The 25,771-nt window shown below is 68.3% G+C and carries 27 protein-coding genes; 7 read left to right on the top strand and 20 right to left on the bottom strand.

Annotated features, from left to right (window positions below; all coding sequences use genetic code 11):
- The first annotated feature begins 123 nt into the window (after nt 1-123).
- Nucleotides 124-825, top strand: coding sequence for an ABC transporter ATP-binding protein (locus tag ASD34_RS25845; RefSeq protein WP_414929896.1), 702 nt, complete (start codon nt 124-126; stop codon nt 823-825).
- A gap of 21 nt (nt 826-846) precedes the next feature.
- Here ASD34_RS25845 and ASD34_RS25840 read toward each other — a convergent pair whose 3' ends face one another.
- The 12 genes from ASD34_RS25840 to ASD34_RS25785 form a co-directional block, all read right to left on the bottom strand.
- Nucleotides 847-2,304: a SulP family inorganic anion transporter gene (locus ASD34_RS25840; protein ID WP_056584699.1), complete on the bottom strand. Its 1,458-nt coding sequence runs from the start codon at nt 2,302-2,304 to the stop codon at nt 847-849.
- 240 nt (nt 2,305-2,544) lie between these two features.
- Nucleotides 2,545-3,258: an SDR family oxidoreductase gene (locus ASD34_RS25835; protein ID WP_056584152.1), complete on the bottom strand. Its 714-nt coding sequence runs from the start codon at nt 3,256-3,258 to the stop codon at nt 2,545-2,547.
- 58 nt (nt 3,259-3,316) lie between these two features.
- On the bottom strand, nt 3,317-3,925 hold the full coding sequence (locus ASD34_RS25830; RefSeq protein ID WP_056584149.1) for a glutathione S-transferase: 609 nt from the start codon (nt 3,923-3,925) through the stop codon (nt 3,317-3,319).
- Nucleotides 3,926-3,944: 19 nt separating this feature from the next.
- The gene (locus tag ASD34_RS25825) at nt 3,945-5,666 is read right to left on the bottom strand and encodes an FAD-dependent oxidoreductase (RefSeq protein ID WP_056584146.1); all 1,722 of its coding nucleotides are present in this window, start codon (nt 5,664-5,666) and stop codon (nt 3,945-3,947) included.
- Nucleotides 5,666-6,412, bottom strand: a complete 747-nt coding sequence (locus ASD34_RS25820) for an SDR family NAD(P)-dependent oxidoreductase (RefSeq protein WP_056584141.1) — start codon at nt 6,410-6,412, stop codon at nt 5,666-5,668. The genes ASD34_RS25825 and ASD34_RS25820 overlap by 1 nt, the downstream gene beginning before the upstream one ends.
- Nucleotides 6,413-6,436: 24 nt before the next feature.
- Nucleotides 6,437-7,186 (bottom strand): SDR family NAD(P)-dependent oxidoreductase, encoded by a 750-nt coding sequence (locus ASD34_RS25815; protein ID WP_056584138.1) that lies wholly within the window; start codon nt 7,184-7,186, stop codon nt 6,437-6,439.
- Between the two features lie 31 nt (nt 7,187-7,217).
- A complete protein-coding gene (locus ASD34_RS25810) occupies nt 7,218-7,937 on the bottom strand; it encodes an ABC transporter ATP-binding protein (protein WP_056584135.1) in 720 nt (239 codons plus the stop codon).
- A complete protein-coding gene (locus ASD34_RS25805; protein WP_056584132.1) occupies nt 7,930-8,694 on the bottom strand; it encodes an ABC transporter ATP-binding protein in 765 nt (254 codons plus the stop codon). The genes ASD34_RS25810 and ASD34_RS25805 overlap by 8 nt, the downstream gene beginning before the upstream one ends.
- Nucleotides 8,691-9,683 carry a branched-chain amino acid ABC transporter permease gene (locus ASD34_RS25800; RefSeq protein WP_056584129.1) on the bottom strand — a complete coding sequence of 331 codons (993 nt, stop codon included), beginning with the start codon at nt 9,681-9,683 and terminating at the stop codon, nt 8,691-8,693. Before ASD34_RS25800 ends, ASD34_RS25805 begins: the two co-directional genes overlap by 4 nt.
- On the bottom strand, nt 9,680-10,582 hold the full coding sequence (locus tag ASD34_RS25795; protein WP_056584126.1) for a branched-chain amino acid ABC transporter permease: 903 nt from the start codon (nt 10,580-10,582) through the stop codon (nt 9,680-9,682). The genes ASD34_RS25800 and ASD34_RS25795 overlap by 4 nt, the downstream gene beginning before the upstream one ends.
- Nucleotides 10,583-10,601: 19 nt before the next feature.
- A complete protein-coding gene (locus ASD34_RS25790) occupies nt 10,602-11,816 on the bottom strand; it encodes an ABC transporter substrate-binding protein (protein WP_056584123.1) in 1,215 nt (404 codons plus the stop codon).
- A 47-nt stretch (nt 11,817-11,863) separates the two neighbouring features.
- Nucleotides 11,864-12,643, bottom strand: coding sequence for an SDR family NAD(P)-dependent oxidoreductase (locus ASD34_RS25785; protein ID WP_056584120.1), 780 nt, complete (start codon nt 12,641-12,643; stop codon nt 11,864-11,866).
- 145 nt (nt 12,644-12,788) lie between these two features.
- Here ASD34_RS25785 and ASD34_RS25780 point away from each other — a divergent pair, with 145 nt between their 5' ends.
- Complete coding sequence (locus ASD34_RS25780; RefSeq protein WP_056584116.1) at nt 12,789-13,508, top strand: GntR family transcriptional regulator; 720 nt, start codon at nt 12,789-12,791, stop codon at nt 13,506-13,508.
- On the opposite strand, the gene ASD34_RS25775 is transcribed toward ASD34_RS25780, so the two are convergent.
- From ASD34_RS25775 to gtdA, 8 genes are all read right to left on the bottom strand, one after another.
- Complete coding sequence (locus tag ASD34_RS25775; RefSeq protein WP_056584111.1) at nt 13,483-14,382, bottom strand: acyl-CoA thioesterase; 900 nt, start codon at nt 14,380-14,382, stop codon at nt 13,483-13,485. The genes ASD34_RS25780 and ASD34_RS25775 overlap by 26 nt on opposite strands.
- A 94-nt stretch (nt 14,383-14,476) precedes the next feature.
- Nucleotides 14,477-15,172: a hypothetical protein gene (locus ASD34_RS25770; RefSeq protein ID WP_235510257.1), complete on the bottom strand. Its 696-nt coding sequence runs from the start codon at nt 15,170-15,172 to the stop codon at nt 14,477-14,479.
- Between the two features lie 54 nt (nt 15,173-15,226).
- The gene (locus tag ASD34_RS25765) at nt 15,227-16,588 is read right to left on the bottom strand and encodes an FAD-dependent oxidoreductase (protein WP_056584105.1); all 1,362 of its coding nucleotides are present in this window, start codon (nt 16,586-16,588) and stop codon (nt 15,227-15,229) included.
- Complete coding sequence (locus ASD34_RS25760) at nt 16,588-17,565, bottom strand: Bug family tripartite tricarboxylate transporter substrate binding protein (RefSeq protein ID WP_056584101.1); 978 nt, start codon at nt 17,563-17,565, stop codon at nt 16,588-16,590. Before ASD34_RS25760 ends, ASD34_RS25765 begins: the two co-directional genes overlap by 1 nt.
- An 85-nt stretch (nt 17,566-17,650) precedes the next feature.
- A complete protein-coding gene (locus tag ASD34_RS25755) occupies nt 17,651-18,631 on the bottom strand; it encodes a Bug family tripartite tricarboxylate transporter substrate binding protein (protein ID WP_056584098.1) in 981 nt (326 codons plus the stop codon).
- 187 nt (nt 18,632-18,818) lie between these two features.
- Nucleotides 18,819-20,015 carry a 3-hydroxybenzoate 6-monooxygenase gene (locus ASD34_RS25750; protein ID WP_056584095.1) on the bottom strand — a complete coding sequence of 399 codons (1,197 nt, stop codon included), beginning with the start codon at nt 20,013-20,015 and terminating at the stop codon, nt 18,819-18,821.
- 16 nt (nt 20,016-20,031) lie between these two features.
- A complete protein-coding gene (locus ASD34_RS25745; RefSeq protein ID WP_056584092.1) occupies nt 20,032-20,736 on the bottom strand; it encodes a fumarylacetoacetate hydrolase family protein in 705 nt (234 codons plus the stop codon).
- A 70-nt stretch (nt 20,737-20,806) separates the two neighbouring features.
- Nucleotides 20,807-21,889, bottom strand: coding sequence for a gentisate 1,2-dioxygenase (gtdA, locus tag ASD34_RS25740; protein WP_056584089.1), 1,083 nt, complete (start codon nt 21,887-21,889; stop codon nt 20,807-20,809).
- A gap of 131 nt (nt 21,890-22,020) precedes the next feature.
- On the opposite strand from gtdA, the gene ASD34_RS25735 reads away from it, so the two are divergent.
- From ASD34_RS25735 to ASD34_RS25715, 5 genes are all read left to right on the top strand, one after another.
- Entirely contained in the window at nt 22,021-22,917 is an 897-nt protein-coding gene (locus ASD34_RS25735) for a LysR family transcriptional regulator (protein ID WP_056584086.1), read from the top strand.
- A 75-nt stretch (nt 22,918-22,992) separates the two neighbouring features.
- Nucleotides 22,993-23,442, top strand: coding sequence for an acyl-CoA thioesterase (locus ASD34_RS25730; RefSeq protein WP_056584084.1), 450 nt, complete (start codon nt 22,993-22,995; stop codon nt 23,440-23,442).
- Between the two features lie 87 nt (nt 23,443-23,529).
- A complete protein-coding gene (locus tag ASD34_RS25725) occupies nt 23,530-24,024 on the top strand; it encodes a phasin family protein (protein ID WP_056584081.1) in 495 nt (164 codons plus the stop codon).
- Nucleotides 24,025-24,151: 127 nt separating this feature from the next.
- Nucleotides 24,152-24,862, top strand: a complete 711-nt coding sequence (locus ASD34_RS25720; protein ID WP_056584079.1) for a TetR/AcrR family transcriptional regulator — start codon at nt 24,152-24,154, stop codon at nt 24,860-24,862.
- Nucleotides 24,863-24,870: 8 nt separating this feature from the next.
- Nucleotides 24,871-25,728, top strand: coding sequence for a hypothetical protein (locus ASD34_RS25715; protein ID WP_200937658.1), 858 nt, complete (start codon nt 24,871-24,873; stop codon nt 25,726-25,728).
- Nucleotides 25,729-25,771 lie beyond the last annotated feature (43 nt).

The following is a 25,771-nucleotide window of genomic DNA, read 5'->3' as shown; positions in this document are numbered from 1 at the left end:
CTTCGTGTCGCTTCGCCAACCCCCTACCGGGGGCAACACCAGCGGCCCGGCAAAGCCGGTTCCGCGGTGTTCCTGGCCTTGTGGCCTGTCTCGCACTTTCGCGTGCGACGAGGTATTGAGATGCTGTTAGAAGCTACATCCATCGAAGCCGGCTACGGCGCCAGCCAGGTGCTGTTCGGCATCGACCTGCGCGTCGGTGCGGGCGAAGTGATGGCGCTGCTGGGCCGCAACGGCATGGGCAAGAGCACGCTGCTGAAGGTGCTGACCGGCACGATCGCACCGATGTGCGGCGGCGTGCAGTTCTGCGGCGCGGCCATCGGCGGCCAACGGCCCGACGCCATCGCGCGGCGCGGCATGGCCATCGTGCCCGAGGGGCGCCATGTGTTCCCCAATCTCAGCGTGGACGAACACCTGCGCGCCTTCGCACGGCCCCGGCCCGGCAGCGCGCCGCGCTGGACCGTGGAGGCGCTGTACAAGCTCTTTCCGCGGCTGTCGGAGCGCAAGGCCAACGCGGGCAACCAGCTCTCGGGCGGCGAGCAGCAGATGCTGGCCATTGCGCGCGCGCTGTCGACGCACCCGCGCCTGCTGATCCTGGACGAAGCCACCGAAGGCCTGGCGCCGGTGATCCGCGAGGAGATCTGGCATTGCATCGCCACGCTCAAGTCCGAAGGCGAGGCGATCCTGGTGGTCGACAAGTACGTGCAGCGCCTGCTGCCGCTGGCCGACCGCCACATGATCCTCGAACGCGGGCGCGTGGTGTGGCAGGGCGACTCGGCCGCGCTCGACGCCGACCGGTCGCTGTGGACGCGCTACCTGGGCGTCTGAACGCGCGCCGCGCTCAGGTCGTCACTCGGGCGCGGCGTCGAGCTTCAGGATCAGGTCGCGGCTGGCCTGATTCAGACCGACGACCTCCACCACGCTGCCGTGCTTGCGCAGGCGCTCGACCACCTTGGTCAGCGCGGCCACGGCGGTGACGTCCCAGAAGTGCGCCTGCGTCACGTCGATGCGCACGGATGCGCCGTCGATCTCGCGCACATCGAAGGCATCGACCAGCATGTCGGCCGAGGCGAAGAACACCTGGCCCGTCACGCGGTACACGCGCGCATCGCCCTCGCCGACCTCGGCCTGCACCTGCAGCAGCCGCGCGACCTTGAAGGTGAAGAACACGCCGCTGAGCATCACGCCGACCGCCACGCCCGCGGCGAGGTTGTCGGTGGCGACGGTGACGGCCACGGTCGCGAGCATCACGGCGCTCGACATGCGCGGATGCCGCACCAGCGTGCGCAGCGAGCCCCAGTCGAAGGTCGAGGCCGACACCATCACCATGATCGCGACCAGCGCCGCCACCGGCACCTGCGACACCCAGGGCTTGAGCAGCACCATGAGGATCAGCAGGAACGCGCCGGCGAACAGCGTCGACAGCCGCCCGCGTCCGCCGTAGCGCACGTTGCTCACGGTCTGGCCGATCATTCCGCAGCCCGCGATGCCGCCGAAAAAGCTGGCCGCGACGTTGGCGATGCCCAGGCCGCTGCATTCGCGGTTCTTCGAGCTTGGCGTGTCGGTGAGTTCGTCGACCACGCTGGCGGTCATCATCGATTCGAGCAGGCCGACCATGGCGATCGCGAAGGCCGGCAGCGCGATGATGCGCAGCGTCTCCAGCGTGAGCGGCACCGAGGGGAACGCGAACGTGGGCAAGGCATCGGGCAGATGGCCGAGGTCGGCCACGGTCTTCAGCGGCAGGCCGAGCCACTGCCCCACCAGCGTCACGACCACGATGCACACCAGCGGCGATGGCACCGCCGTCGTCAGGCGCGGCAGCAGGTAGATGATGGCCAGCCCGAGCCCGACCATGGCCCAGGTCGCGGTGTTGGCACCGATGAAGTGCGGCATCTGCGCCGCGAAGATCAGGATGGCCAGCGCGTTGACGAAGCCGGTGCGCACCGACGACGACACGAAGCGCATCAGCACCCCGAGCCGCAGCAGGCCGAACACGATCTGCATCGCGCCCGCGAGCACGCCCGCCGCCAGCAGGTACGGCAGGCCGTGCGCGTGCACCAGCGGCGCGGCCACCAGCGCGACCGAGCCGGCCGCGGCCGACACCATGGCCGGCCGCCCGCCGGTGAAGGCGATCACGAGGCCGATGACGAAAGAAGCAAAGAGGCCGACCGCCGGGTCCACGCCCGCGACAAAGGAAAAGGCGATGACCTCGGGGATGAGCGCGAAGGTGGCGACGGCGCCCGCCATCAGCTCGCGGGGAATGCTCGGGCACCATTCGGTGCGCAGGCGACTGTGGGTAGAAGACATGGGAAGCAGCAACAGTTCGCGGGCGCCACTGAGGCGCCGCGATGCGGAACAGGAAAAGAGAAGGAGGCCGGCGTGCGGCCCCCCGCGCGGATGGCGACGGCCGTGAGCCGCCGCGCTTCACGCCGCCCGCGTCAGGGAGGCGTCGGCCGCGAGCAGCCCGACTGCCGGCGGCGGATGGGGAAGCGGGGCATCCGTGAACACATGGGCGCCGATTGTAGGGAGCGCCGTTGCAGGCTCCATTCAGACCGAGCGCGTGATGCCGCCATCCACGCGCAGGTTCTGCCCCGTGATGTAGCCCGCGCCCTCGGAGGCCAGGAAGCCGACGGTGGCGGCGATCTCGGCGCTGCGGCCGTAGCGGCCCATCGGGATGCGTTCGCGGAACACGTCCTTTTCGGGCAGGCTGTCGATGAAGCCCGGCAGCACGTTGTTCATGCGCACGTTGTGCTTGGCGTACTGGTCGGCGAAGAGCTTGGTGAAGGCCGCGAGGCCGGCGCGGAACACGCCCGAGGTCGGGAACACGGGATCGGGCTCGAAGGCTGCGAAGGTCGAGATGTTGATGATCGCGCCGCCGCCCTGCTTCACCATGTGCGGCGCCACGAGGCGCGCGGGGCGCACCGCGCTCAGGAAGTAGACGTCCATGCCGCGGTGCCAGTCGTCGTCGCTGATCTCCAGGATGGGGGCACGCGGGCCGTGGCCGGCGCTGTTCACGAGCACGTCGATGCGGCCCCACTCGGCGATGACCTGGTCGACGAGGCACAGAAGGTCGTCGTTCGACTGGTTGGAACCCGTGACGCCGATGCCGCCGAGTTCCCGCGCCAGCGCCTCGCCCTTGCCCGACGAGGACAGGATGGCCACGCGAAAGCCGTCGTCCGCGAGCTTGCGGGCCGCGGCGGCGCCCATGCCGCTGCCACCGGCGGTGACGATGGCTACTTTGTTTGGTGCTTCTGAAGACATCCCGGAATCCTTGGTTTTTGCGAAGACCTGTATTTGGCCAAGGATTCGGGGCGCGTGCTCAGGCGACTGGCAGCGTGGCCTGCATCGACGGCCGCTGGTTGAATGCCGCGAACCACTTCGCGCTGCTCGGCGCCTGGGCGCGCCAGTCCACCGAGGGAAAGCGAAAGTCCATGTAGCCCAGCGCGCAGCCGAAGGCGATGGTGCCGATGTCGACACGGTCGCCGAACGACGGCGCGGCCGCTTCGAGCCATTCGAGGCCGGTGCGCACCTTGTCGAGCTGGCCATCGGTCCAGTCGCTCCAGCGCAGCGCCTCGGGGCGCAGCATGGTTTCGTAGCGTGCGAGCAGCGCGGCGCCGGTCATGCCATCGGCCAGCGACAGCTCGGTCAGGCGCGCCCAGCGTGCTGGCTCGGTGGCCGGGAACAGGCCGCCGCCGTGCACGGTGTCGAGGTACTCGCAGATCACGCGGCTGTCGAACAGCACCTGGCCGTCATCGGTGAGGAAGGTCGGCACCTGACCGAGCGGGTTGTTCGGGAGGATGCTCTCGTCGCGCTTCACCGGGCCGGCCGCGCTGGGCAGCTTCTCGATGCGGTCGGCCACGCCAAGTTCGTGGGCCACGACCATGCACTTGCGCACGAAAGGAGAGGCGGGGGAGAAGAAGATCTGCATGATGATGAAGCGATGTCTTTCAGGCGTTGTCGAAAGAGCCGTGGGCCATGTGCATGCCGGCCACCCAGCCGAAGGTTAGCGCAGGGCCGAGCGTGATTCCCGGCGCGGGGTACTCGCCGCCCATCACCGAGTGCATGTCGTTGCCGGCCACGTAGAGCCCGGCGATGGGCGCCCCTTGCGCATCGAGCGCGCGGGCGTGGCCGTCGGCACGGATGCCGAGCGCGGTGCCGATGTCGCCCGGGTACACCTTCACCGCGTAGAACGGTGCCTGCTGCACCGGCGCGAGACAGGCGTTGGGCTGGTGGTCGGGGTCGCCGAGATAGCGGTTGTAGGCATCGCTGCCCTTGCCGAACACCGGGTCCTGGCCTTGGGCGGCAAGCGGATTGAACTTCGCGACCGTGCGCGCCAGCCCGGCCGGGTCCACGCCCGCCTGCTGCGCGAGCGCTTCGAGCGTGTCGGCGCGGTAGAGATACCCGGCGCGCACCAAGTGCTCGCGCGGCCGGCCACCGGGGAGTGCGAGGCCCAGGCCCCACTTTTCCATGAAGGCGCTGTCGCACACCAGGAGCGCGGGGATGGCCGCGGCCTGCGCGTTCGCGCGGTACATGCCGCGCACGAACTCGTGGTACGAGGTCGATTCGTTGACGAAGCGCTCGCCGCGCGCATCGACCGCGATCAGCCCTGGCTTGGCGCGGTCCCACACCAGGTGCGGATAGCGCAGCACGCTGCCGTCGGGCCGCGTGAGCAACGAGACAGGCGCCCACAGCGCCGGTCCCGTGTGGCCGGTGCCGAGCACGCCGCCGGCCTGCTGCGCCATCGCGATGCCCTCGCCGGCATTGTCTGGGGGCGACATCGAATAGGGCCCCGTAGGCGCCGGGTAGTGTTGTTCGCGCAGGGCGGCATTCCATGGAAAGCCGCCCGTCGCGATGACCACCCCGCGCCGCGCGCGCAGCATCGTTTCCTTGCCGTCGCGCCGCACGCGCACGCCGGTGACGGAGCCCGCCGCATCTTTCTCCAGCGCCAGTGCCGGCGTGTCGAGCCAGAAAGGAATGCGCTGCGTCAGCACGCTGTGAAAGAGCCGCGCCGCGAGCGCGTTGCCCAGCAGCAACCGCGTGCCGCGGTGGTGGCCGCTCAGGCGGTCGCCAAAGTAGCGCAGCACCATCTTCGCGCCATGCTTCCACGACGCGAACGAACGCCAGACCGCAAGCAGGTGCTTCACGTCGGTCATGTTGACCATCATTCCGCCGAGCACGCAGAACTCGGGAAGGGGGTCGCGCAGCGTCTTGAAGTGCGGGCCGAGCAGCCGCCCGTCGAACTCCATGGGGTCGAGCGAGCGGCCGCCCATGGCGGCGCCTTCGCGGTCGGGGTAGTAGTCGGGCGAGTAGGTTCGCGCGGCCAGTTGCACGTCGGTGCGCTCACGCAGGTAGCGCAGTGCGCGCGGGCCCGCATCGAGGAATGCGTGGCGCAATTCTTCGTCACCTGCGGCACCCACGGTGTTCTGCAGGTAGGTCCAGGCTTTCTCGCGCGTGTCGGGATGGCCAGCCGCCTCGGCCTGGTCGTTGAGCGGCACCCACACGGCGCCGCCGGAGACGGCGGTCGAGCCGCCGATGCGGTCGGTCTTCTCGACCACCAGCACGTCGAGGCCTTCGAGCTTCGCGGTGAGCGCGGCAGACAGGCCGCCCGCGCCGCTGCCGATGACGACGACGTCGTACGTGGTCTTTTCTTTCTGTTGTTGCTGCGCCATCAGGACCCCGAACCGCCGAGCGACTTGCCGCCGTCGACGAACAGCACCTGGCCGGTCACGAAACAGGTGGCAGGCGATGCGAAGAAGGCCACCGCGTTGGCGATGTCTTCCGGCTTGCCGGCCGCGCCCGTGGGCTGCAGCGCAAGCTGCGCGGCCAGACGTTCGGGCGAGAGCGCGCGCAGCAGCGGCGTGTCGATCAAGCCCGGGGCGATGGCGTTGACCATGATGCCGTGCGGTGCGAGTTCCATCGCGCTGGCACGCGTGTAGCCGACCAGCCCGGCCTTCGAAGCGACGTAGTGCGCGTGGTTCTTCGCTCCGAGGTAGGCACGCGATGCGATGTTGACGATGCGCGCACCGCTCGCCATCTTGCGCGCGGCCTCCTGCGTGAGCGTGGCTACGGCCAGCAGGTTCACTTCGTACATGCGGCGGAAATCGGCCGAGGTCACGTCGAGAAAAGCACGCTCGTCGAAGATGCCGGCGTTGTTGACCAGCGCCGTGAGCGGCGGCAGCTGCTGCACCATCGCGCGCACGGCGGGTTCGTCGGTCAGGTCGATGGCGCGGCATTCGACGTCGAGGCCGGCGGCGCGCAGCCCCCGCGTTTCACGCTCGGCCAGTTCGCCGTTGAAGTCGGCCATGACCACGCGCCAGCCATCGCGCGCCATGCGCTCGACAATGGCGCGGCCCATGCCGCTGGCGCCGCCTGTCACGAGGACGAGCGGCTTCTCTGCACTGCTGCTGTTGTTCATGATTGTTCCGGCGTGCTGCGGTGCTCAGACCGCGAGATAACCACCATCGACCGGCAGCACCACGCCATTGACGTAGCTGGCCATCGAGGAGGCAAGAAAGACGACCGGCCCGGCAATTTCGTCGGCTTCGCCGTGGCGCTTGATGGGCACGCGGCTCAGGTACCAGTCGGTGCCGTGTTCGGTCTCGCGCTGGCCGGCCGTCATGTCGGTGACCATCAGGCCCGGCGCCACCGCGTTCACGCGCACGCCGTAGGGTGCGAGGTCTCGTGCCAGCACTTGCGTGAGCGAACGCACGCCACCCTTGGCCACCACGTAGCCGGCCGACGAGATGCCCGCGCCGAAGGCCACGATGGACGACAGGTTGACGATGTTGCCGTGTGAGCGCTTGAGCGCCGGCACGAAGGACTGCGAGACGTTGAACACGCCCTGCAGGTTGACCGACATCACGCGGTCCCAGGCCTCGCGCGCACCGGGTTCGTCGAACTTCGAACGCACCGAGATGCCCGCGTTGTTGACCAGCACGTCGATGTCGCCGTGCGACGCCGCAACGCGCACCGAGAGTGCATCGACCGCCGCCGCGTCGCTCACGTCGACGCTTTCGGCATCAGCGCGGCCGCCGGCTTCGCGGATCGATGCGGCCACCTGCTGCGCCGCCTCGAGGTCGCGGTCGACCACCAGCACGTGCGCGCCTTCGATCGCCATGCGGCGCGCGATGGCCTCGCCCAGGCCGCGCGCGGCACCGGTGACGAGCGAGAGTTTGTCTTCGAGGAGCATGAGATTCCCTTCGGGAAAAAGCGTTGCGGCGTCAGACGCCGAGGTAGGCGCGGCGCACCGCTTCGTCGTTCGCGAGCTGCGTGGCCGGGCCGTGCAGCGAGATCTCGCCGTTCTCCAGGATGTAGCCGTAGCTCGACACCGCGAGCGCCAGCTGCACGTTCTGCTCGACCAGCAGGATCGTGATCTTCTGTTCGCGGTGCAGGCGTTCAATGATCTCGAACATCTGCTCCACCAGCAGCGGCGACAGGCCCATCGACGGCTCGTCGAACAGCATCACGCGCGGCCGTGCCATCACGGCGCGGCCGATGGCCAGCATCTGCTGCTCGCCGCCCGACAGCGTGGCCGCCATCTGGTGCTGGCGCTCTTTCAGGCGCGGGAACATCGTGTAGACCGACTCCAGGTCGTTGCGAATGCCCGCGCGGTCGCGCCTCAGGTAGGCGCCCAGGTCGAGGTTCTCGCGCACGCTCATGTCGCGGAACACCTGGCGACCTTCGGGCACCTGCACGATGCCGCGCTGGACCAGCACGTCGGAACCGAGCTTGTCGATGCGCTCGCCGTCCAGACGCACCTCGCCCTCGGTGCAATCCACCAGGTTCGAGATGCAGTTCAGCGTGGTGGTCTTGCCTGCGCCGTTGCTGCCGAGCAGCGCGACGATCTCGCCTTCGGGCACGTCGACCGACACATTGCACAGCGCCTGGATGCGGCCATAGGCGGCCGAGATGGCGCGCAGGGACAACAATGCTTCAGCCATGCGCGGCTCCCTTCCCAAGATAGGCCTCGATCACGCGCGCATTGCTGCCGATTTCCGCAGGCGTTCCTTCCGCGATCTTTTCGCCGAAGGCCATGACGGTGATGCGGTCCGAGATGGACATCACGAGTTGCATCACGTGCTCGACCAGCAGCACGGTGATGCCGTCGCGCGCCACCAGCTCCTTCAGCAACCGGTCGAGGCTTTCGATCTCGCGGTTGCGCAGGCCCGCGGCCGGTTCGTCGAGCAGCAGCAGCTTGGGCTTGATGGCCAGCGCGCGCGCCAACTCCAGCAGCTTCTGGCGGCCGAAGTCGAGGTCGCGCGCCGGCTGATGGCGTTCGTCTGCCAGGCCGACGCGCTCCAGCAGGTGCATGGCGAAGTCTTCGGTGGCGCGGTCGGGGCGGCGCAGCAGCCGGCCCAGTGTGCCGGCACCGCGGGAGTGCGTGCCGAGCAGCACGTTCTCAAGCACCGACAGTTCGGCGAACAGCTCCAGGTTCTGAAAGGTGCGCGCAATGCCGAGCGAGGCCATGCGATGCGGCGACACGCTGGTGAGTTCGCGGCCTTCGAAGGTCACGCTGCCGCTGCTCGGCGTGTAGAAGCGCGAGATGCAGTTGAAGGTGGTCGATTTGCCCGCGCCGTTCGGACCGATGAGCGCGTGGATGCGGCCCTGCTCCACCTGGAACGAGAGGCCGTTCACCGCCTTGAGGCCGCCGAACACCACGCTGATGTCGCGCACATCGAGGAATGTGGTCGCGCTCATGCGTGCTTCTCCGCCACGTTCGCGCTTGCCACGCTGCTTGCGCGCTGCGACTTGCGGCGCGCCGCGAACAGCGACGCCATGCCCTTGGGCAGGAACATCATGAAGAGCATGAGGATGCCGCCGTAGATGATTTCCTGGTACGACGGGGCCTGCCGCAGCAGCTCCGACGCCAGGCCGAACACGATGGCGCCGGCCACCGCGCCGCGCACCGAGCCGAGCCCGCCGACCACCACCATCGTGAGAACCAGAATGGTGGTCTGAAAGCCCAGGCTTTCGGGATGGATGAACGAGGTGAACAGCGTGTACATGCCGCCCGCCACGCCCGCGAAGGCGGCCGACAGCACGAAGGCCGTGACCTTCACCGCGCGCGTGTTCACGCCCATGGCGATGGCCGCCACGTCACTCTCGCGCACCGCGCGGAACGACGAGCCCAGCCGTGAGCGCGCCAGCGCCACGGTGAGCCACAGCATCAGCGCTGCGATAGCGACCACGAAGGGATACGCCTGCAGGTCGTTCATGAGCTGGTAGCCGCCGAGCGAAGCCGGCTTCATCTGCAGGCCGTTCGATCCGTTGGTCACCTGCTCCCAGTTCAGGAACACCCATTGCATCGCCTCGCCGAAAGCGAAGGTGGCCAGCGCCAGGTAGATGTCGCGCATGCGCAGGGCCAGCAGGCCGATGACCCAACCCAGTGCGGCCGACAGCACGGCGCCCGCCACGATGGACACGAAGAACGGCGGCTGCCACTGGTTGTTGATGAGCCCGGCCGTGTAGATGCCGATGCCGAAGAAGGCCGCGTGCGACAGCGCGAACTGACCCGTTTCGCCGATGACCAGGTGCATGCCGAGCGCGAGCACCGAGAACACCATCAGCAGGTTGACCACGTACAGCACATAGCCGCTGGTGGTGAAGGGCAAGACCGCGAGCACCACGGCCATGCCGAGCAGCACGCCGCGGTCCCACCACGGAGAAGAAACCGACGACGCACTCATACCTTCTTCACCTGAGGCTTGCCGCCGAGCAGCCCTTGCGGACGCACCAGCAGCACCACCATGATCGCCACGAAGGGCGCGACCACGATGGCGTTGGACGAAATGAAAAGCCCCACCAGGTTCTCGACGATGCCGATGATGAAGCCGCCGACCACCGCGCCCGGCAAGCTGGTGAAGCCGCCGACGATGGCTGCCGCGTACGCCAGGATGGCGATGTGGCCGATGTCGGGCGTGATGAGAATCTTGGGCGTGATGAGCAGCGCCGAGATGGCCGAGATGACGCCCGTGAGCGCCCAGATCTGCATGCGGATCGAGCCGAGCTTGACGCCCACGATCTGCGCGCCGCGCGGGTTCATGCCCACCGCGCGCATGGCCTGGCCGGTGCGGGTGCGCGTGAACATCAGGTACAGCAGCACCATCACCACTACGGCCGAGCCGAAGATGGCCAGGTCGAGCAAGGTGAGCGAGGCCTGGCCGATCATGATCGGGTCTTGCGGCACCAGCGAAGGCAGCGAGCGCGGCGTGTCGCCCAGGCCGGTCTTGCGCACCAGGCCCTTGAGCAGGTACGCAAAGCCGAGCGTGGCAATCACCAGTTGTACGCCGACGCCGCGCGAGGCCGTCACGCGTTGCATCACCACGCGCTGGAACGCGGCGGCGAGCAAGGCGGTAACGGCGATGCTCGCGAGCACCGCGCCCCAGTAGGGCCAGCCCCACACCACCAGCGGGAAAAGCGCGGCGTAGCCGCCGGCCATGAAGATTTCGCCTTGCGAGAAGTTCGGCACGTCGGTGGTCTTGAAGACCATGACGATCGCCACCGCCAGCAGCGCGTAGACGCTGCCGGTGACGATGCCGGACAGCACGCCCTGCTGGACGAACAGCCAGATGTCGGAGAGGCTCATGAAGTGAATGCCCGTGCGCTCAGGGCTTGTAGGTCCACACGCTCTTGTAGCTGCCCGGCACCAGGGCCATGTTGCTGCCGTCGAACTTGATGTAGATAGCCGCCTCCTGCGCGGCGCGGTCCTGCGGGCCGAACTCGATCGGGCCGGCCATCACGCCGGACTCGAACTTCATGGTCGACAGCGCCGTGAGCACCTTCTCGCGCGTGGGGTTCGGGCCGGCCGCCTTCAGGGCGTTGACCACCGCCATCGCGGGCGGAATGCCGTAGGGCATGTAGGCTTGCGGATGGCCGGGCTTGGTCGCCAGGTCGGGGTAGGAGGCCTTGTAGAGGTCGTACACCCACTTCAGCTTGGGACCGCCGGGCACGTCGGCCAGCACTTCCTGGATGTAGACGTTCTTGAAGGCGTCCTTGTTGCCGACGTTCTCCACCAGCTGCTTGAGGTCGGCGGTCGAGTTGACGGCCAGCACGATCGGCTTGTTGAAGCCCAGCTCGAAGGCACGCTTGACGATCAGGCTCACCGGCCGTGCATAGGTGGTGAGCAGCAGCACGTCGGGGTTGGCGGCCTTGATCTTCAGCATCGGCGCGGTGACGTCGGTGATGTTCGGGTTGACCGACTGCACCTGCAGGTCGACGCCGCCCAGCGCCTTGGCCTGCGCCTGGGCCGACTCGAGGTTCCAGCCGCCGTAGGCGTCGTCGTGGTTGATGTAGCCAATCTTCTTCGCCTTGAGCTGTTCGCTCGCGAACTGCACCATCGAGCCGCCCACGGCGTGCTGCGAGATGGAGAACGCGCCGTAGATGTACTTCGAGGGCGGATACAACGCGCCGTCGCCCGAAGCGTTGAGCATCACCAACGGCATCTTCGCGCGCTCGACGTATTCGCGTGCACCCACCACGGCCGCCGAGCACGAGCCGCCGTTCAGCAGGAACACCTGGTCCTGCTCGGTGAGCTTCTTCACTGCGGCCAGCAGATCGTTGGCATTGCAGCGGTCGTCTTCCACCACGAGCTCGATCTTGCGGCCGTTCACACCGCCTTCCTTGTTGACCTTGTCGTAGTACATCTTCGCGGCGTTGATGACGTCGAAGCCGTAGTTCATCGACGCGCCCGACATCGGCGAGAACATGCCGATCTTGATGGTCTTGTCGGTGAGGCCGGGCTCCGACTGCGCGAACGCAGCGCCCGCCAGGGTGCACAGTGCGAGGGGTGCCAGGGCTGAAACCAGAAAGTTCTTCTTCATGAGCTGTCTCCGTTGGTATGGGTGAGTCGGTGGAAGGCGCTGCCCGCTTACTGCATGCGGTAGCCGCCATTGACGTCGATCACGTTGCCGGTGATGTACGCCGCATGCTCCGAGACGAGGTAATCGACCGCGCCGGCCACGTCATCCACCGTGCCGATGCGCCCGAGCGGAATGCTGGCGGCCGCGGCCGTGAGGGCGCCGCTGCTCTGCACGGTGCCGCGCAGCATGTCGGTGTCGATCAGGCCGGGGGCCACCGCGTTGACAGTGACGCCCATGTGGGCCGACTCGCGCGCCATCGCCTTGGTCAGGCCGAGCACCGCCGACTTGGCGCCGATGTACGTGGCGCTGGAGCGGTAGCCGCCGAGCTGCGCCGCCACCGAGCCGAAGGTGACGATGCGGCCATGCGCCACCGGCGCGGCCTCGCGGCGGCGCAGGTAGGCGCGGCCGCACAGGAACACGCTGCGCGCATTCACGGCGAAGGTGCGCTCCCAGTCGTCGAGCGTGGTGTCCTTGATGAGCGAGCGTTCGCCACCGGGCATCAGCAGGATGCCTGCCACGCAGACCAGCGCGGCGATCGGCCCGAGCTGGCTTTCGATGCCGTCGAATGCGGCCTCGACAGCGGCCTCGTCGCTCACGTCGAACTGGCGGAAGTGGTGGCCTTCGCCTAGCGATCGCGCCACGGTGCGGGCGTTGTCGCCATCGATGTCTGCCACGACGACGCGAAAGCCGCTGGCCGCGAGACGCCGGCAGACGGCTTCGCCGATGCCACGGCCGCCGCCGGTCACGAGGGCCAGCCGGCCGGGCGCTTGTGCATGATGTTCCGTCATGGAATGTGAAATCTCCGTGCCGCGTCATGCGGCGTGAAAGTGAGTCGAGGGCCGCATTGTGTATACATGAGCACTTTATTAATCCCGCATTTACCCTGATTTGTCGCCATATTCTCGACTTTCGCTGGCATCATGTATACCTGAAATGGACACACTCTCCCAACAAGTCACAGAGACGCTGCGCACCTGGATCCTTCACGGGCGACTCGCGCCCGGCACCCGGGTGGAGGAAGTGCCGATCGCGGAAAGCCTGAAGGTGTCGCGCACGCCGGTGCGCACCGCACTGGCCGCGTTGGCAATGGAAGGCCTGATCGACCACCAGCCGAAGAAGGGCTACCTGGTGCGCTCGTTCGCGCTCGAGGACATCCTCGCGGCGTACGAAGTGCGCTCGGTTCTGGAGGGGTTGGCATGCCGGCGCTTCGCGGCGCTGGGCGTGGACGAGTCAACCGCCGCGCTGCTGCGCGAGTGCCTGCGCGAGGGCGACGAGATCCTGGCCAAGGGCCAGTTGCTGGTCGAGGACCTGGCGCCCTACCAGCAGATGAACGTGAAGCTGCACAACGCGCTCATGCATGGCGCCGGCAACCAGTGGGTCATGCGTTTCGGCGCACAGGCACAGGCGGTGCCCTTCGCATCGGACCGGATCATGCTGTGGAACGACCACGGCGTGATCCTGCGTTCGCACGACGATCACCACCGCATCGTGCAGGCGGTGATTTCAGGCGATGCCGCGCGCGCCGAGCAGTTGATGCGCGAGCACGTGTATTACGCCGGCATCCTGCTGCGCGACAACTACCAGCGGCTGCTGGACGAGCGCAGCCGCGACGGGCTGCTGCCCACGCTCACGAACGAGCTCCCGGCTTCCTGATGCGCAGCATGCCCTCTTGCGCCGCCGACGCCACCAGGCGCCCGTCGCGCGTGTAGATGCTGCCGCGGCACAGGCCGCGCGCGCCGCCGGCGCTGGGCGAGTCGACCACGTAGAGCAACCAGTCGTCAAAACGAAAATCGCGGTGGAACCACATCGCGTGGTCCAGGCTGGCGGGGCGCACCCGGCCGCTCATGAAGCTCAGGCCGTGCGGCAGCATCGCGGCGCGCAGCAAGCCGTGGTCGGAGGCGTAGGCCAGCAGCGCGCGGTGCACCGTCAGGTCGTCGGGCAGCGGCGCGATGGCGCGCATCCAGATGGCGCTCTGGTTCTCGGTGGGGCGCACCTCGGGCCGCAGCAGGTCTTCGGGGTCGACGCGCCGGTACTCGATGCCGTGCGGCTGGATGGCCTTGGCGCGCCAGGGTTCGGGCAGGCGATCGCCGAGCGCGATGCGCTGGTCGAGTTCGCTGGCCAGGCCGTCGGGGCCCTCGACCTCGGGCATGGGAAACTGGTGCTCGACGCCCTCGTCCACGGTCTGGAACGAGGCCGACATTTCAAAAATGATGCGCTCTTGCTGGCGCGCCACCACGTGGCGCGTGGTGAAGCTGCGGCCGTCGCGCACGCGGTCGACGCTGTATTCGATGGGCGCGTGCTCGCCGGGCAGCAGGAAGTACGCGTGCATCGAATGCACGGGGCGCTCGGCGCCCACCGTGAGGCTGGCGGCCATGAGCGACTGGCCGAGCACCTGGCCGCCGAAGACGGCGGGCGTGCCGATGTCCTCGCTCTGGGCCAGGAAGCGGTCGCCGCCCAGCGGTTCGAGCTGCATGAGGGCGACGAGGTCGGCAACGAGGCGGGCGGCAAGGACGGGTTCGGGGGTCATCGGGGAAGATTTCTGGGCGAAAAAAGCAGCCCTCGACGATAGCAAAGGCCAGGCCTGCGCGCTGTCGCGGCCCGGTCAGCAGCGCCCGGCAGACCTACTTGAAGAAGCAGATGTCCAGCATCAGGCGCAGGCTGCAGCCGTAGTCCGTGCCGCCGTCGACGATGCGCACCGGCACGCCGGCCAGCAGCATCGCGCCGTCGGCGCCGTACACCAGCGGCGAGCGCTCGGCTTTGGCGAACGGGCCGCTGAGCGTTTCCTGCTCGACGTACTTCAGGTACTGGCGCCGCGAAAAATCGACCTCGTCGGCCGACTTCAGCGCCACTGCCGCGTAGCGCTTGCCGTAGACGGTACCGAAGTAACGCAGCACCGGCCCGGTGCGGTCGCCGTACTTCACCTCGGCCTTCGCGAAACCGGTCTGGACGAGGAAGTTGCGGTCTTCGGGCGTCAGGTCGGCGTCGAAGGCCATCAGCACGTACTGGCCTTCGAAGCTCTGGTTGCGCGCCACTTTCAGTTCGCCGATGAGCGCGGGCGCGATCTTGGTGCGGCCTTCCCAGCGCAGCAACGCGGCCACGGACGGGTCGCCATCGAACACGTAGTGGTACTTCTCGCCAGCGATGGCGACCTTGCGGCCGTCCTTGGCCGCGACGAAGCTCAGCACGCGGTCCTTGCCGTGGACGGGGTCACCCTCGGGGGTGCTGGCGCAGCCCATCTGCAACAGGCCGAAGGCGGCGCAGGCCAGCGCCAGGAAGAGGCGACGCGCGGGGGTCGGCAGCGAAGAAAAGAAAGGCACGGTGTGTCCGGGGTTCGAGTTCATCCAGCCCCGGACTCTAGCGCCGCGCCGCGCTCAACGGTCCAGGTCGACGCCGTCGGCCAGCAGCTTTTTCTGCAGCGCTGCCACATCGATCGCCGCGAAGCGCCCGCTGCCCAGCGACGCCGCCGCGGTGCCGGCCGCCTGCCCCATCACGAAACAACCGCCGCTGGCGCGTGCGGCCGACTGCCCCTCGTGCGTCATCGAGGCGCAGCGTCCGGCCACGAGCAGGTTGTCGACCGTCTGCGGCACGAGCATGCGCCACGGCAGGTGGTTGTAGGCGTTGGCTTCGTCGCGCGGAAAGGCCCACTCGATGCGGCCGTCGGCGTGCATTTCCATCGGCCAGGCGTTCAGGCCGATGGTGTCGTCGAAGGTGGCCGAGCCGAGGATGTCCTCGCGGCCCAGCGCGTACAGGCCCTGGATGCGCCGCGTCTCGCGGATGCCGACCTGCGGCGCGATCTCCACGATGGCCGACGGCGCAAAGCCCGGCACCTCGGCCTGCAGGAACTTGAAGTACGCGGCGATCTGTCGCCGGCCTTCGAGTTCGCCTTCGCTGAGTTCGCGCGCATCGACGCCGTTCATCGCGCGGCCTTCGGCGTTGCGGATCTGCGTGACGTTGGCGCGCCACTCGCGCGGGTCCTTGTTGGGCCGCAGGATCGCGCCTTCGCGCGGAAAGCTGTACTTGCCCGGATGCTGCTGCTCGGCGCGCGCCATGAAGCCGTTGATGGCCGAGAACTCGCCCACCGCTTCCAGCGCGGCCGGCGCGTCGACCTGGCCGATGCGGAACATGGTGGTCGGGAACAGCCCGCTGCCGTGGCCGTCGCCCACCTCGAAGGGCACGCCCGCGAAGGCGGCCACGTCGGCGTCGCCGCTCGCGTCGATGAAGGCGTTGGCGCGGATCGCCTGGCGGCCCGACTTGGTCTCGACCACCAGCGCGGCGATGCGCGCGCCGTCGTGCAGCACCGCTGCGGCATACGCGTGGAACAGCATCTGCACGCCGGTCGCCTCGAGCAGCTGGTCTGCGGCCAGCTTGTAGGCCGAGGTGTCGTACGAGCGCACGCAGATGCGCCCGCCCATGCCGTTCTGCGGCGCGTTCATGCCGTTGAAGCCGGCGATGCGTTCGATGAGTTCGTCGACCACGCCGCGCACCAGCTGCGTCATTTCGCCGCGGCGCTTGCCGTACAGGCCCGCGAAGTTGGTCACGCCGCCTGCGGTGCCCATGCCGCCGAGAAAGCCGTAGCGCTCCACCAGCAGCGTGCGCGCGCCATGGCGCGCGGCGCTCACGGCGGCGGCAATGCCGGCGGGGCCGCCGCCGACGACCACTACGTCGAAGTCGCCGAACACGGGCAGCGCGCGCGCCGGTTCGGTCAGGGTGTGCTGTTGCTGCGCCGTCGCCATCACTGGATCTTGATGCCGCGCGTGGAAATGATCTTGCTCATGATCGCCGCCTCTTCCTTCACGCGCGTGCGCATGCCGTCCGGCGAGGTGCCCACGGCCTGCCAGCCCTGCTCGAAGAGCTTGCGGCGCACGTCGGGGTCTTTCATGACGATCTCGATCTCGCGGCTGATGCGGGCCTGCGCGGTCTTCGACAGGCTGGCCGGGCCGAGCAGCGCCACCCACACCTCGAGGCTGAAGTCTTTCACGCCGGCGTCGGCCAGCGGGGCGATCTCGGGCACCAGCGCGCTGCGTCCGCCCGTCAGGCCCACGGCCTTGAGCTTGCCGGCGCGGATCTGCGGCATGGCCACGCCTGGCGGGATCAGGCCCATCTGCACCTGGTCGCCCAGCATGGCCGTGACGACCTGCGGGTTGCCCTGGTAGGGCACGTGCTCGGGCTTGAAGCCATTCACGCGGCTCTTGAGCAGCTCCATGCCCAGGTGGCCGACCGAGCCCACGCCCACCGAGCCGTAGTTCCACTTGTCGCCGGCCTGGCGCGCGGCATCGAAGAAGGCGGCGCCCGAGGGCAGGCTGTTCTGCGCCACGAGCACCAGCGGCGCGGTGGCGATCAGCGACAGGTAGCTGAAATCCTTCGCCGGGTCGTACGGCAGCTTGGGGTACAGCATCTTCGACGACGTGAGGTTGCCGTTGATGACGATGCCCAGCGTGTGGTCGTCGGTGGCCTTGGCCACCTGGTCGGCCGCGATGTTGCCCGAGGCACCGGCCTTGTTGTCCACCACGACCGGCTGGCCCAGCGCGCGGGACAGTGGCTCGGCGATGGTGCGCGCCGCGATGTCGGGCGTCGATCCGCCGGGGAAACCCACCAGCAGGCGGATCGGCCGGGTCGGCCACGCGGGGGTGTCGGCGCTGGCGGACAGCGGCAACGCCGCGGTGGCGGCCAGGCCGCAGGCGATCAGGAGGGCTCTCTTGGTGGCTTGCATGGAAAAAGACAGTTAAAAGGTAAACAAAAATGCAAAGAGAGGCAGCTTAACTGGCGCGCCGAGCCCAGGGCAAGGCGCACTCTCTTCAGTCGAGGCTGATGTTGCCCCGGCGCACCAGCTCGCCGTACACCTTCGACTTGGCCTCGGCGGTGCGCTCGATCTCCTCGGGCGACCAGGCCAGCGGCTCGAAGGCGAAGGTGTCGAAGCGGGCGCGGATGTCGGGGTCGGCGATGACCTTGGCCACGTCGGCGTTGATCTTCGCCTTCACGGCCGCCGACACACCCTTGGGCGCGAGCAGCGACACGAAGGAGTTGACCTCCAGCGAGGCCGGGCCGCCGGCCTCGGCCATCGTGGGCACATCGGGCATCTGCGGGATGCGCTTGGGCGCGGCCACGGCGATGTAGCGCAGCTTGCCGGCCTTGTAGATGCCCTGGCTCGACGGAATGCTCGCGAAGGCCCACGGCACCTCGCCCGTGCCGACGTTGGAATACAGCTGCGACACCTCGCGGTACGGCGCGTGCCGCATGCGGATGCCCGTGAGCGCCTCGAGCTGCTGCGCGCCCAGGTGGCCCGGGCTGCCGACGCCCCACGAGCCGTAGACCACGCCTTCGGGGTTGGCCTTGGCGGCGGCGATCAGGTCGCCCATGGTCTTCCACTTCGACTCGCTGCCCACGGCCACGAAGAAGGGCGTGCGGAACAGCGAGGCGACCGGGTCGAAGTGCTGCAAGGTCACGAAGTTGCGCGACTTGTACAGGTGCGGCAGCGCGGCGATGTGCTCGCTGTCCAGCTGCAGCAGCGTGTAGCCGTCGGGCGCGGCGCGGCGCGCCTGGTCGATGGCGATGAAACCGCCGCCACCGGGCCGGTTGTCGACCACCACGCGCTGGTTCCACAGGCGCGAGAGCTTGTCGGACACCAGCCGAAGCACGGCGTCGGGGCCGCTGCCGGCCGCGAACGGGGTGATCAGCGTCACCGGCTTGCTCGGGTAGTCGCTGCCCTGCGCCCACGCGCCGGAAGCGGCGGTCAGGGCGAGGACGGCGGTCGTCAGCAATGCGCGTGGAAAGTTCATGGGTTGTCTCCTGGGCCTTCGGCCTCGTGGGTGAAATGAAAGATGACGTTGAGGGGAACGCATGTCAGTTATCCAGCGTCGCCCCTTGCCAAGAACCCCGCGGAACCGGCTTTGCCGGGCCGCTGGGGTTGCCCCCGGCGAGGGGGTTGGCGGACCTCGCGCAGCGAGGGTAGCCTGGGGGAGAGCTTCATTCCAGGCAGTGCTCGGGCCGCCAGGCATAGAGCCATTCGACCGCATCGTAGAAACGTTCGGGCGTGCGCCCGGTCCACAGGCTGTTGCGCACGAGACGCTCCACGCCTTTGGCGTGATACAGGCGCCCCATCTCGCGCACCGACAGCACGACGCGCGCGCAGCGTGCGATGCGGGCCTGTTCGTAGCGCTGGAAGGCGGCGGCCATGTCGAAGTCGCAGGCTTTCACGGCCTCGCCGAGCGTCACGGCGTCTTCGAGCGCCATGCAGGCGCCCTGCGCAAGGTACTGCATCATGGGATGCGCCGCGTCACCCAGCAGCGTGGCCGGGCCGTGGCTCCAGCGTTCGACGGGGTCGCGGTCGGCGGTGCTCCAGCGGCGCCACGAGGTCGGGCGGTCGAGCAGCTGGCGCGGGCGCGCATGCACGCCTTCGAAGTACGACAGCACCTCTTCCTTGCTGCCGTCGGTCACGCCCCACTCTTCTTCTTCACGGCTGTGGAAGGTGACGACCAGGTTGTACTGCTCGCCGTGGCGCAGCGGGTAGTGCACGAGGTGGCAATTCGGGCCGGCCCACACGACGGGCGCGTTCCATTGCAGGTCGGCGGGCATGTCGGCCGCAGGCACGACGGCGCGGTAGACCACATGGCCCGACACGCGCGGCGCGTCGCCGATGAGCTTGGCGCGCACCACCGACTTCACGCCGTCGCAGCCCACGATGGCGTCGGCCTGGAAACGGCGGCCGTCGCGCGTGACGGCGGTGACGCCGTGCGCGCCGGTGTCGATCGTCTCGACCTGCGCCGAGGTGTGGAAGCGGATCAGCGGATGCTGCTTCACCGCCGCATGGATCGCGCCATGCAGGTCGGCGCGGTGGCTCACGGCATACGGATTGCCGAAGCGCGCGCGGAAGGCCTCGCCGACGGGCACCGAGGCCACCTCGCTGCAGTCGACCGCATCCATCATCACGAGCCGGTCGGTGAACACCGAGCTGCGGCGCACGGCCTCGCCCACGCCCAGCGCGTCGAGTGCCGCGAAAGCGTTGGGGCCGAGCTGCAGGCCGGCACCGATCTCGCCAATGACGGCGCTCTGTTCGAGCAGGTCGATGGTCACGCCCAGGCGCGCGAGCGCCAGTGCGGCGGCCATGCCGCCGATGCCGCCGCCGACGAGCAGCACGGAAGGAGGGTTCTTCGAGGGAGTCATGCGCGGGCCGGGGCGATCAGTCGATGCGCACCGTGAGCGACGGCAGGCGCTCGATGCTGACCTTGATCGTCTGGCCCGGCTTCACCGCGCCCACGCCTTCGGGCGTGCCCGTGAAGATCAGGTCGCCGGGCTGCAGCGCGAACAGGGTCGAGAGGTTGGCGATGACTTCGTTCACCGACCAGATCAGGTGCGTGATGTCGCTGTTCTGGCGCACCTGGCCGTCCACTTCGAGCGTGATGGCGCCGGCGTTGATCTCGCCCACGTCGGCCAGCGTGCGCAGCGGTGCAATGGGCGCCGAGAAGTCGAAGGCCTTGCCAATTTCCCACGGGCGGCCGGCTTCGCGCATCTTCATCTGCAGGTCGCGGCGCGTCATGTCCAGGCCGACGGCGTAGCTGTGGATGTGGCTGGCGGCCTGGTCGACCGGGATGTCCTTGCCGCCCTTGCCGATGGCGACGACCAGTTCGGCTTCGTAGTGGTAGTTGCTCGTGAGCGGCGGGTAGGGAATGGCTGCGGTGGCGCCTTCGGCCACGGGCACGACCGAGGCGTCGTCGTTGGGCTTGCAGAAGAAGAAGGGCGGTTCGCGGTCGGGGTCGAAGCCCATCTCGCGCGCATGCGCTGCGTAGTTGCGGCCCACGCAGTAGACGCGGCGCACGGGGAACTGCTGGTCGGAGCCGACGATGGGCAGGCCGACGATGGAGGGGGGCGTGAAGACGAAGGACATGGAAGCTCCTGCCGCGGGGGACGGCACATCAGACAAACAAGAAAAAGAGGGAAGGACGGTCGCCGCGCTGTCAGGCGTCTTCGAGGAAGGCTTCGCGCAGGATGCCCATGGCCTGCTGCACGGGACGGTCGGAAAAGCTGAAGAGCACGGTGTCTTCGCTCGGCGACGACAGGCGCAGCGGCGCCCACGACGGCACGACGAAGGTGTCGCGCGGGCCGAAGTCGAAGCGCTGGCCGGCGATCTCGGCCGTGCCGTGGCCTTCGACCACGCTGTAGACGGTGCCGTCGGTGGCGCGATGCGCCTGGCCGGCGAAGCCCTTGGGCAGCAACTGCAGCTGGGTCGAGATGGTCGGCATCGGCGAGCCGCCCGTCAGCGGGTTGATGTAGCGCAGCTTGTGGCCCAGCCAGGCATCGGGCGCCTCCTGCTTCTGCAGTTGCGCCAACGCCTCGCGGCTGCGCAGGTAGGGGTAGTTGAAGATCGGCGAGGTGGCCGAGGTGTGGTCGTGCCGCACCGGCACCATGTTGTGGCCGAAGCGCGCGAGGCTGTGGCCTTCGGGCCGCGCCACGTGCTGCACCTTGGCGTCGTCGTTCTCGGCAAAGCCGGCATCGAAGAAGCGAAGCATCGGAATGTCGAGGCCGTCGAGCCACACCACCGGCTCGGTCACGCCTTCGATGCCTTCGTTGCCATGGTCGTGCCAGGCCCACGAGGGCGTGATGATGAAGTCGCCGGGGTGCATCGTCGTGCGCTCGCCGCCCACGGTGGTGTAGGCGCCCTTGCCGTCCACGATGAAGCGCAGCGCCGACTGCACGTGGCGGTGCGAGGGCGCGACCTCGCCGGGCATGATGAGCTGCAGGCCGGCGTAGATCGACTGCGTGATCGACGCGTTGCCCGGCAGGGCCGGGTTCTCGAGCACCAGCACGCGCCGCACGGCCTCTTCGGCGGTGATGAGGTCGGCCGATTCCATGAGCAGCGGGCGGATCTCGTCGTAGCGCCACAGCGCGGGCACGCACGGACTCTTGGGCTCGCGCGGCACCAGCACGTGCAGCGACTCCCACAGCGGCGAGAGGTTCAGCGGGCGGATGCGGGCGTAGTAGTCGCGGCGCTCGGCGGCGTTGGCCGGTGCGCTGACGGCATGGGAAGAAGCGGGGTTCATGGGGTCGGTGTCTCCGTTGGCGGCATTGTTGTCCCGCCCCACTATTTGCTCAAGACCGCGTGTCAATACACGGAATTCGAAATTTAGATAATGGTGTCTTTCGCCTTCAGGGCTCCGTCCCGCCCCACCCCATGTCCAAGCTCGATCTCGAATGGCTCGCCGTGTTCGACGAGGTCTACAAGACCGGCAACGTCACCAAGGCGGCCGAGCGCCTGGGCATGGCCCAGGCGGCGGCCAGCACGGCGCTGAACAAGCTGCGTGCGCACTTCGACGACCGCCTGTTCACCCGCACGGCGCAGGGCATGCAGCCCACGCCGCATGCCGAGCGCATCTACCCGAACCTGCGCGAGGCGCTGGCCCAGCTCGCGCAGGCCCAGGGCAACCGCAGCAGCTTCGAGCCGGCGCAGGCGCAGCGGCGCTTTCGCATCTGCATGACCGACATCAGCGAGGTGGTGCTGCTGCCCGGCCTGCTCGACCACCTGCGGCACACGGCCCCGGGCGTGCACATCGAGACCGAGATCATCTCGACCCACAGCGGCCGCCGGCTGCAGGACGGCGACGTGGACCTGGCCGTAGGCTTCATGCCGCAGCTGGACGCGGGCTTCTACCAGCAGGTTTTGTTCATGCAGAACTTCGTCTGCCTGGCGGCACAGAACCATCCGCGCATCGGCGCCAAGCTCACGCGCAAGCGCTTCGAGGAAGAGGCGCACGCGGTGGTGTCCAGTTCGGGCACGGGGCACGCCATCGTCGACACGACCATCGCGCGCCTGGGCCTGAAGCGCAACGTGGTGGTGCGGCTGTCGAGTTTTTTGAGCGTGGCGCGCATCGTGGCCCACACCGAGCTGATCGTCGTGGTGCCGCGCATCCTGGGCAACGTGCTGGCCACGCAGGAGCCGGTGAAGGTGCTGGCGCCGCCGTTCACGCTGCCGGCCTACGCGGTCAAGCAGCACTGGCACGAGCGCTTTCATGCCGACCCGGGCAACGCCTGGCTGCGCCGCACGCTGGCGCAGCTGTTCAGCGGCAGCTGAACGGCGCCAAAGGGCGCCCGGGCGCTCGCATAATCGCGGCTCCCCACCCACAGCCCACAGAAAAAAAGGCGCCCCATGTCTTCCATCACCCTCCGGTTCCTGGCCGAACCCAGCACCGTCAACTTCGGCGGCAAGGTCCACGGCGGCACGGTCATGAAGTGGATCGACGAGGCCGGCTACGCCTGCGCCACCAGCTGGGCCAAGCGCTACTGCGTCACCGCCTTCATCGGCAGCATCCGCTTTCACCGGCCGATCATGATCGGCGACCTGGTCGAGGTCGAGGCCCGACTGGCCTACACCGGCAAGACCAGCATGAACATCTCGGTCGAGGTGCGCAGCGGCGACATGAAGGGCGGCGTGATGGAGAAAACCACCGAATGCCTGATCGTTTTTGTCTCTGTCGATTCCCATGGCCGGCCACTGCCGGTGGAAGCCTTCGTGCCCGGAACGCCTGGCGAAATGGCCTTGGCCGAGCGCGCCAAGTCGCACCTCGACGCCAGCCGCGCTGCCGGCGGCACGCCCTGAGCCTGAGCATGGAGATAGGCGACGCGCCCTAACCACGGGGCGCCCGGGCGGCTAGAGTCGTGCGCTTGCCCCAAAGGAACACACCGCATGGCTACCTCCAGAGACGACGACAGCAGCAAGAGCGACAACTCCTCCGACCGCATCAAGGACTCGGCCCAGCAGATCTGGCTGGCCGGCCTCGGCGCCTTCGCCAAGATGCAGCAGGAAGGCAGCAAGGCCTTCGAGGCGCTGGTCAAAGATGGCGCCGGCATGCAGAAGAAGACCCAGCAGGCCGCCGAGGAAACCCTGGCCCAGGCCCAGCAGCGCATGGCTGGCTTCGCCAGCGAGTTCGGCACCAAGGCGGCCGGCCAGTGGGGCAAGCTCGAGAACATCTTCGAAGAACGCGTGGCGCGCGCGCTCGAAAAACTCGGCGTGCCCTCGGCCGCCGACGTGGCCGCGCTGCAGGCCCGCATCGAGGCGCTCGAGGCCCAGCTCAAGCAGCGCGATGCCAAGTCCGCCGCCACGGCACCTCGCAAGTCCACCGCGCGCAAGGCTGCGCCCGCCGCCGCCAAGAAGGCCCTGCGTCGCACCAAGGCCGGCTGACATCGTTCTGTAATTGCGGCGCTGCACAAAAAATCAGCACCGCAAAACATGCCCCGCACCGTTCATGGTGCAGCGCACATGCGCTAGAGTGCCCCCAGAGACCAAGAGAAACCACGGGGGCACCGACATGGCAAAGAAGGCGCCACGCCGCACTGCGCAACGCATCCTCGAAGCCGCACTGGATTTGTTCAACCGCTTCGGGGAACCGAACGTGTCGACCACGCTGGTGGCCGGCGAGCTGAACATCAGCCCCGGCAATCTCTACTACCACTACCCCGCCAAGGAAGAGCTGATCAACAAGCTCTACGAAGGCTACGAAGCCGAGCTCCACGAGCTGCTGCACGCCAGCGAAGGCGTGCACGACGTGGAGGACGCGTGGTTCTTCATGCACAGCCTGTTCGAGCTGATCTGGCGCTACCGCTTCCTGTACCGCGACCTCAACGACCTGCTGAGCAAGAACCGCCACCTGGAGACCCAGTTCCAGCTCGTGCTCAAGCACAAGGCACGCGCCATCCGCCAGCTGATCGCCGGCCTGAGCCGCGCCGGCCACCTGGACATCGACGCGCACGAGGTCGACACGCTGGCCCAGAGCATGGTCGTGGTGCTGACCTACTGGCTCAGCTACGAGTACGTGCGCAACCCGCGCCAGGCGCTGGAGCCTGCGCACGCGCAAGGCGCACTGATGCGCGGCGGCCACCACACGCTGCACCTGCTCGCGCCCTACCTCGCACGCGAGCAGCGCCGCCACCTGCTGGCGCTGAGCAACGCCTACAACGGTGAGAACGCCGCCAGCAGCAATCCCAGTCCCGTGCCACCGACGGTCGATATGGCGGCCTAGAACATCCCATGCCCCACTCCGATTTCAAACCGTTCTCGCTGCTGTCCGCCAGTCCTGCCGCGGCCACTGCAGGCTCCGCCGGAACCGGCACCGAACCCTGGACGCCTCTTCCCTACCCCGACGTGCCCCGCTACGACGCGCGCAGCCTGCGCACGCACTGGCCGCGCCTGCATGCCGGCCACGCGCTGCCGCCACCTGCGCCCGACGCGCCGTTGGCCGAAGGCTGGGCGCTGTACCACAGCGGCGAATTCGAACGCGCCGCCGCCCTCGGCCTGCTGCACGGCCCCGACGGCCTGGCGCTCGCCAACCAGGCGACCGCGATCTACGCCAACTACCTGGAACCGCGCGAGGCCGTGCGGCTCGCGCTGTTCCGCCAGGTCATCGAACGCGCCGGTGCACAGGTCGCCATCGAGCCCGACAACTGCCAGGCACTCTACTGGCAGGCCTATGCGCTGGGCCGCTACAGCCAGGGCATCAGCGTGGCGCGTGCGCTGGCGCAGGGCCTGGGCACCAAGCTCAAGGGCGCGCTGGAGCACGTGATCGAACTTCAGCCGGAACACGGCGACGCGCACCTCGCGCTGGCCGCCTTCCACGCCGAGGTGATCGACAAGGTCGGTGCGCTGGTCGGGCGCATGACGTATGGCGTGCGCGCCGACACATCGATCGAGCTGTTCGAGCGCGGGCTGGCGCTGCACCCCCATTCGGCGGCCGGGATGATGGAGTACGCGCGTGCGCTGCTGATGCTGCACGGCGAGTCGCGCACGGGCGAGGCGAACAGGCTGTTTGAGAAGGCCGCGGCGCTGACGCCGGCGGACGCGCGCGAGCGGCTGGACGTGGAACTGGCGCGCGCAGGCCTGACCGAATGAAGCGCCGAGTGCTTGCCGTTGGTACCAGTTGGTACCAATCCAT

It is taken from the genome of Variovorax sp. Root473 (assembly GCF_001426505.1).
Lineage (GTDB): Bacteria > Pseudomonadota > Gammaproteobacteria > Burkholderiales > Burkholderiaceae_C > Variovorax.
The sequence above is the reverse complement of the archived record's forward strand: the minus strand, read 5'-3'. Positions and strand labels throughout refer to the sequence as shown.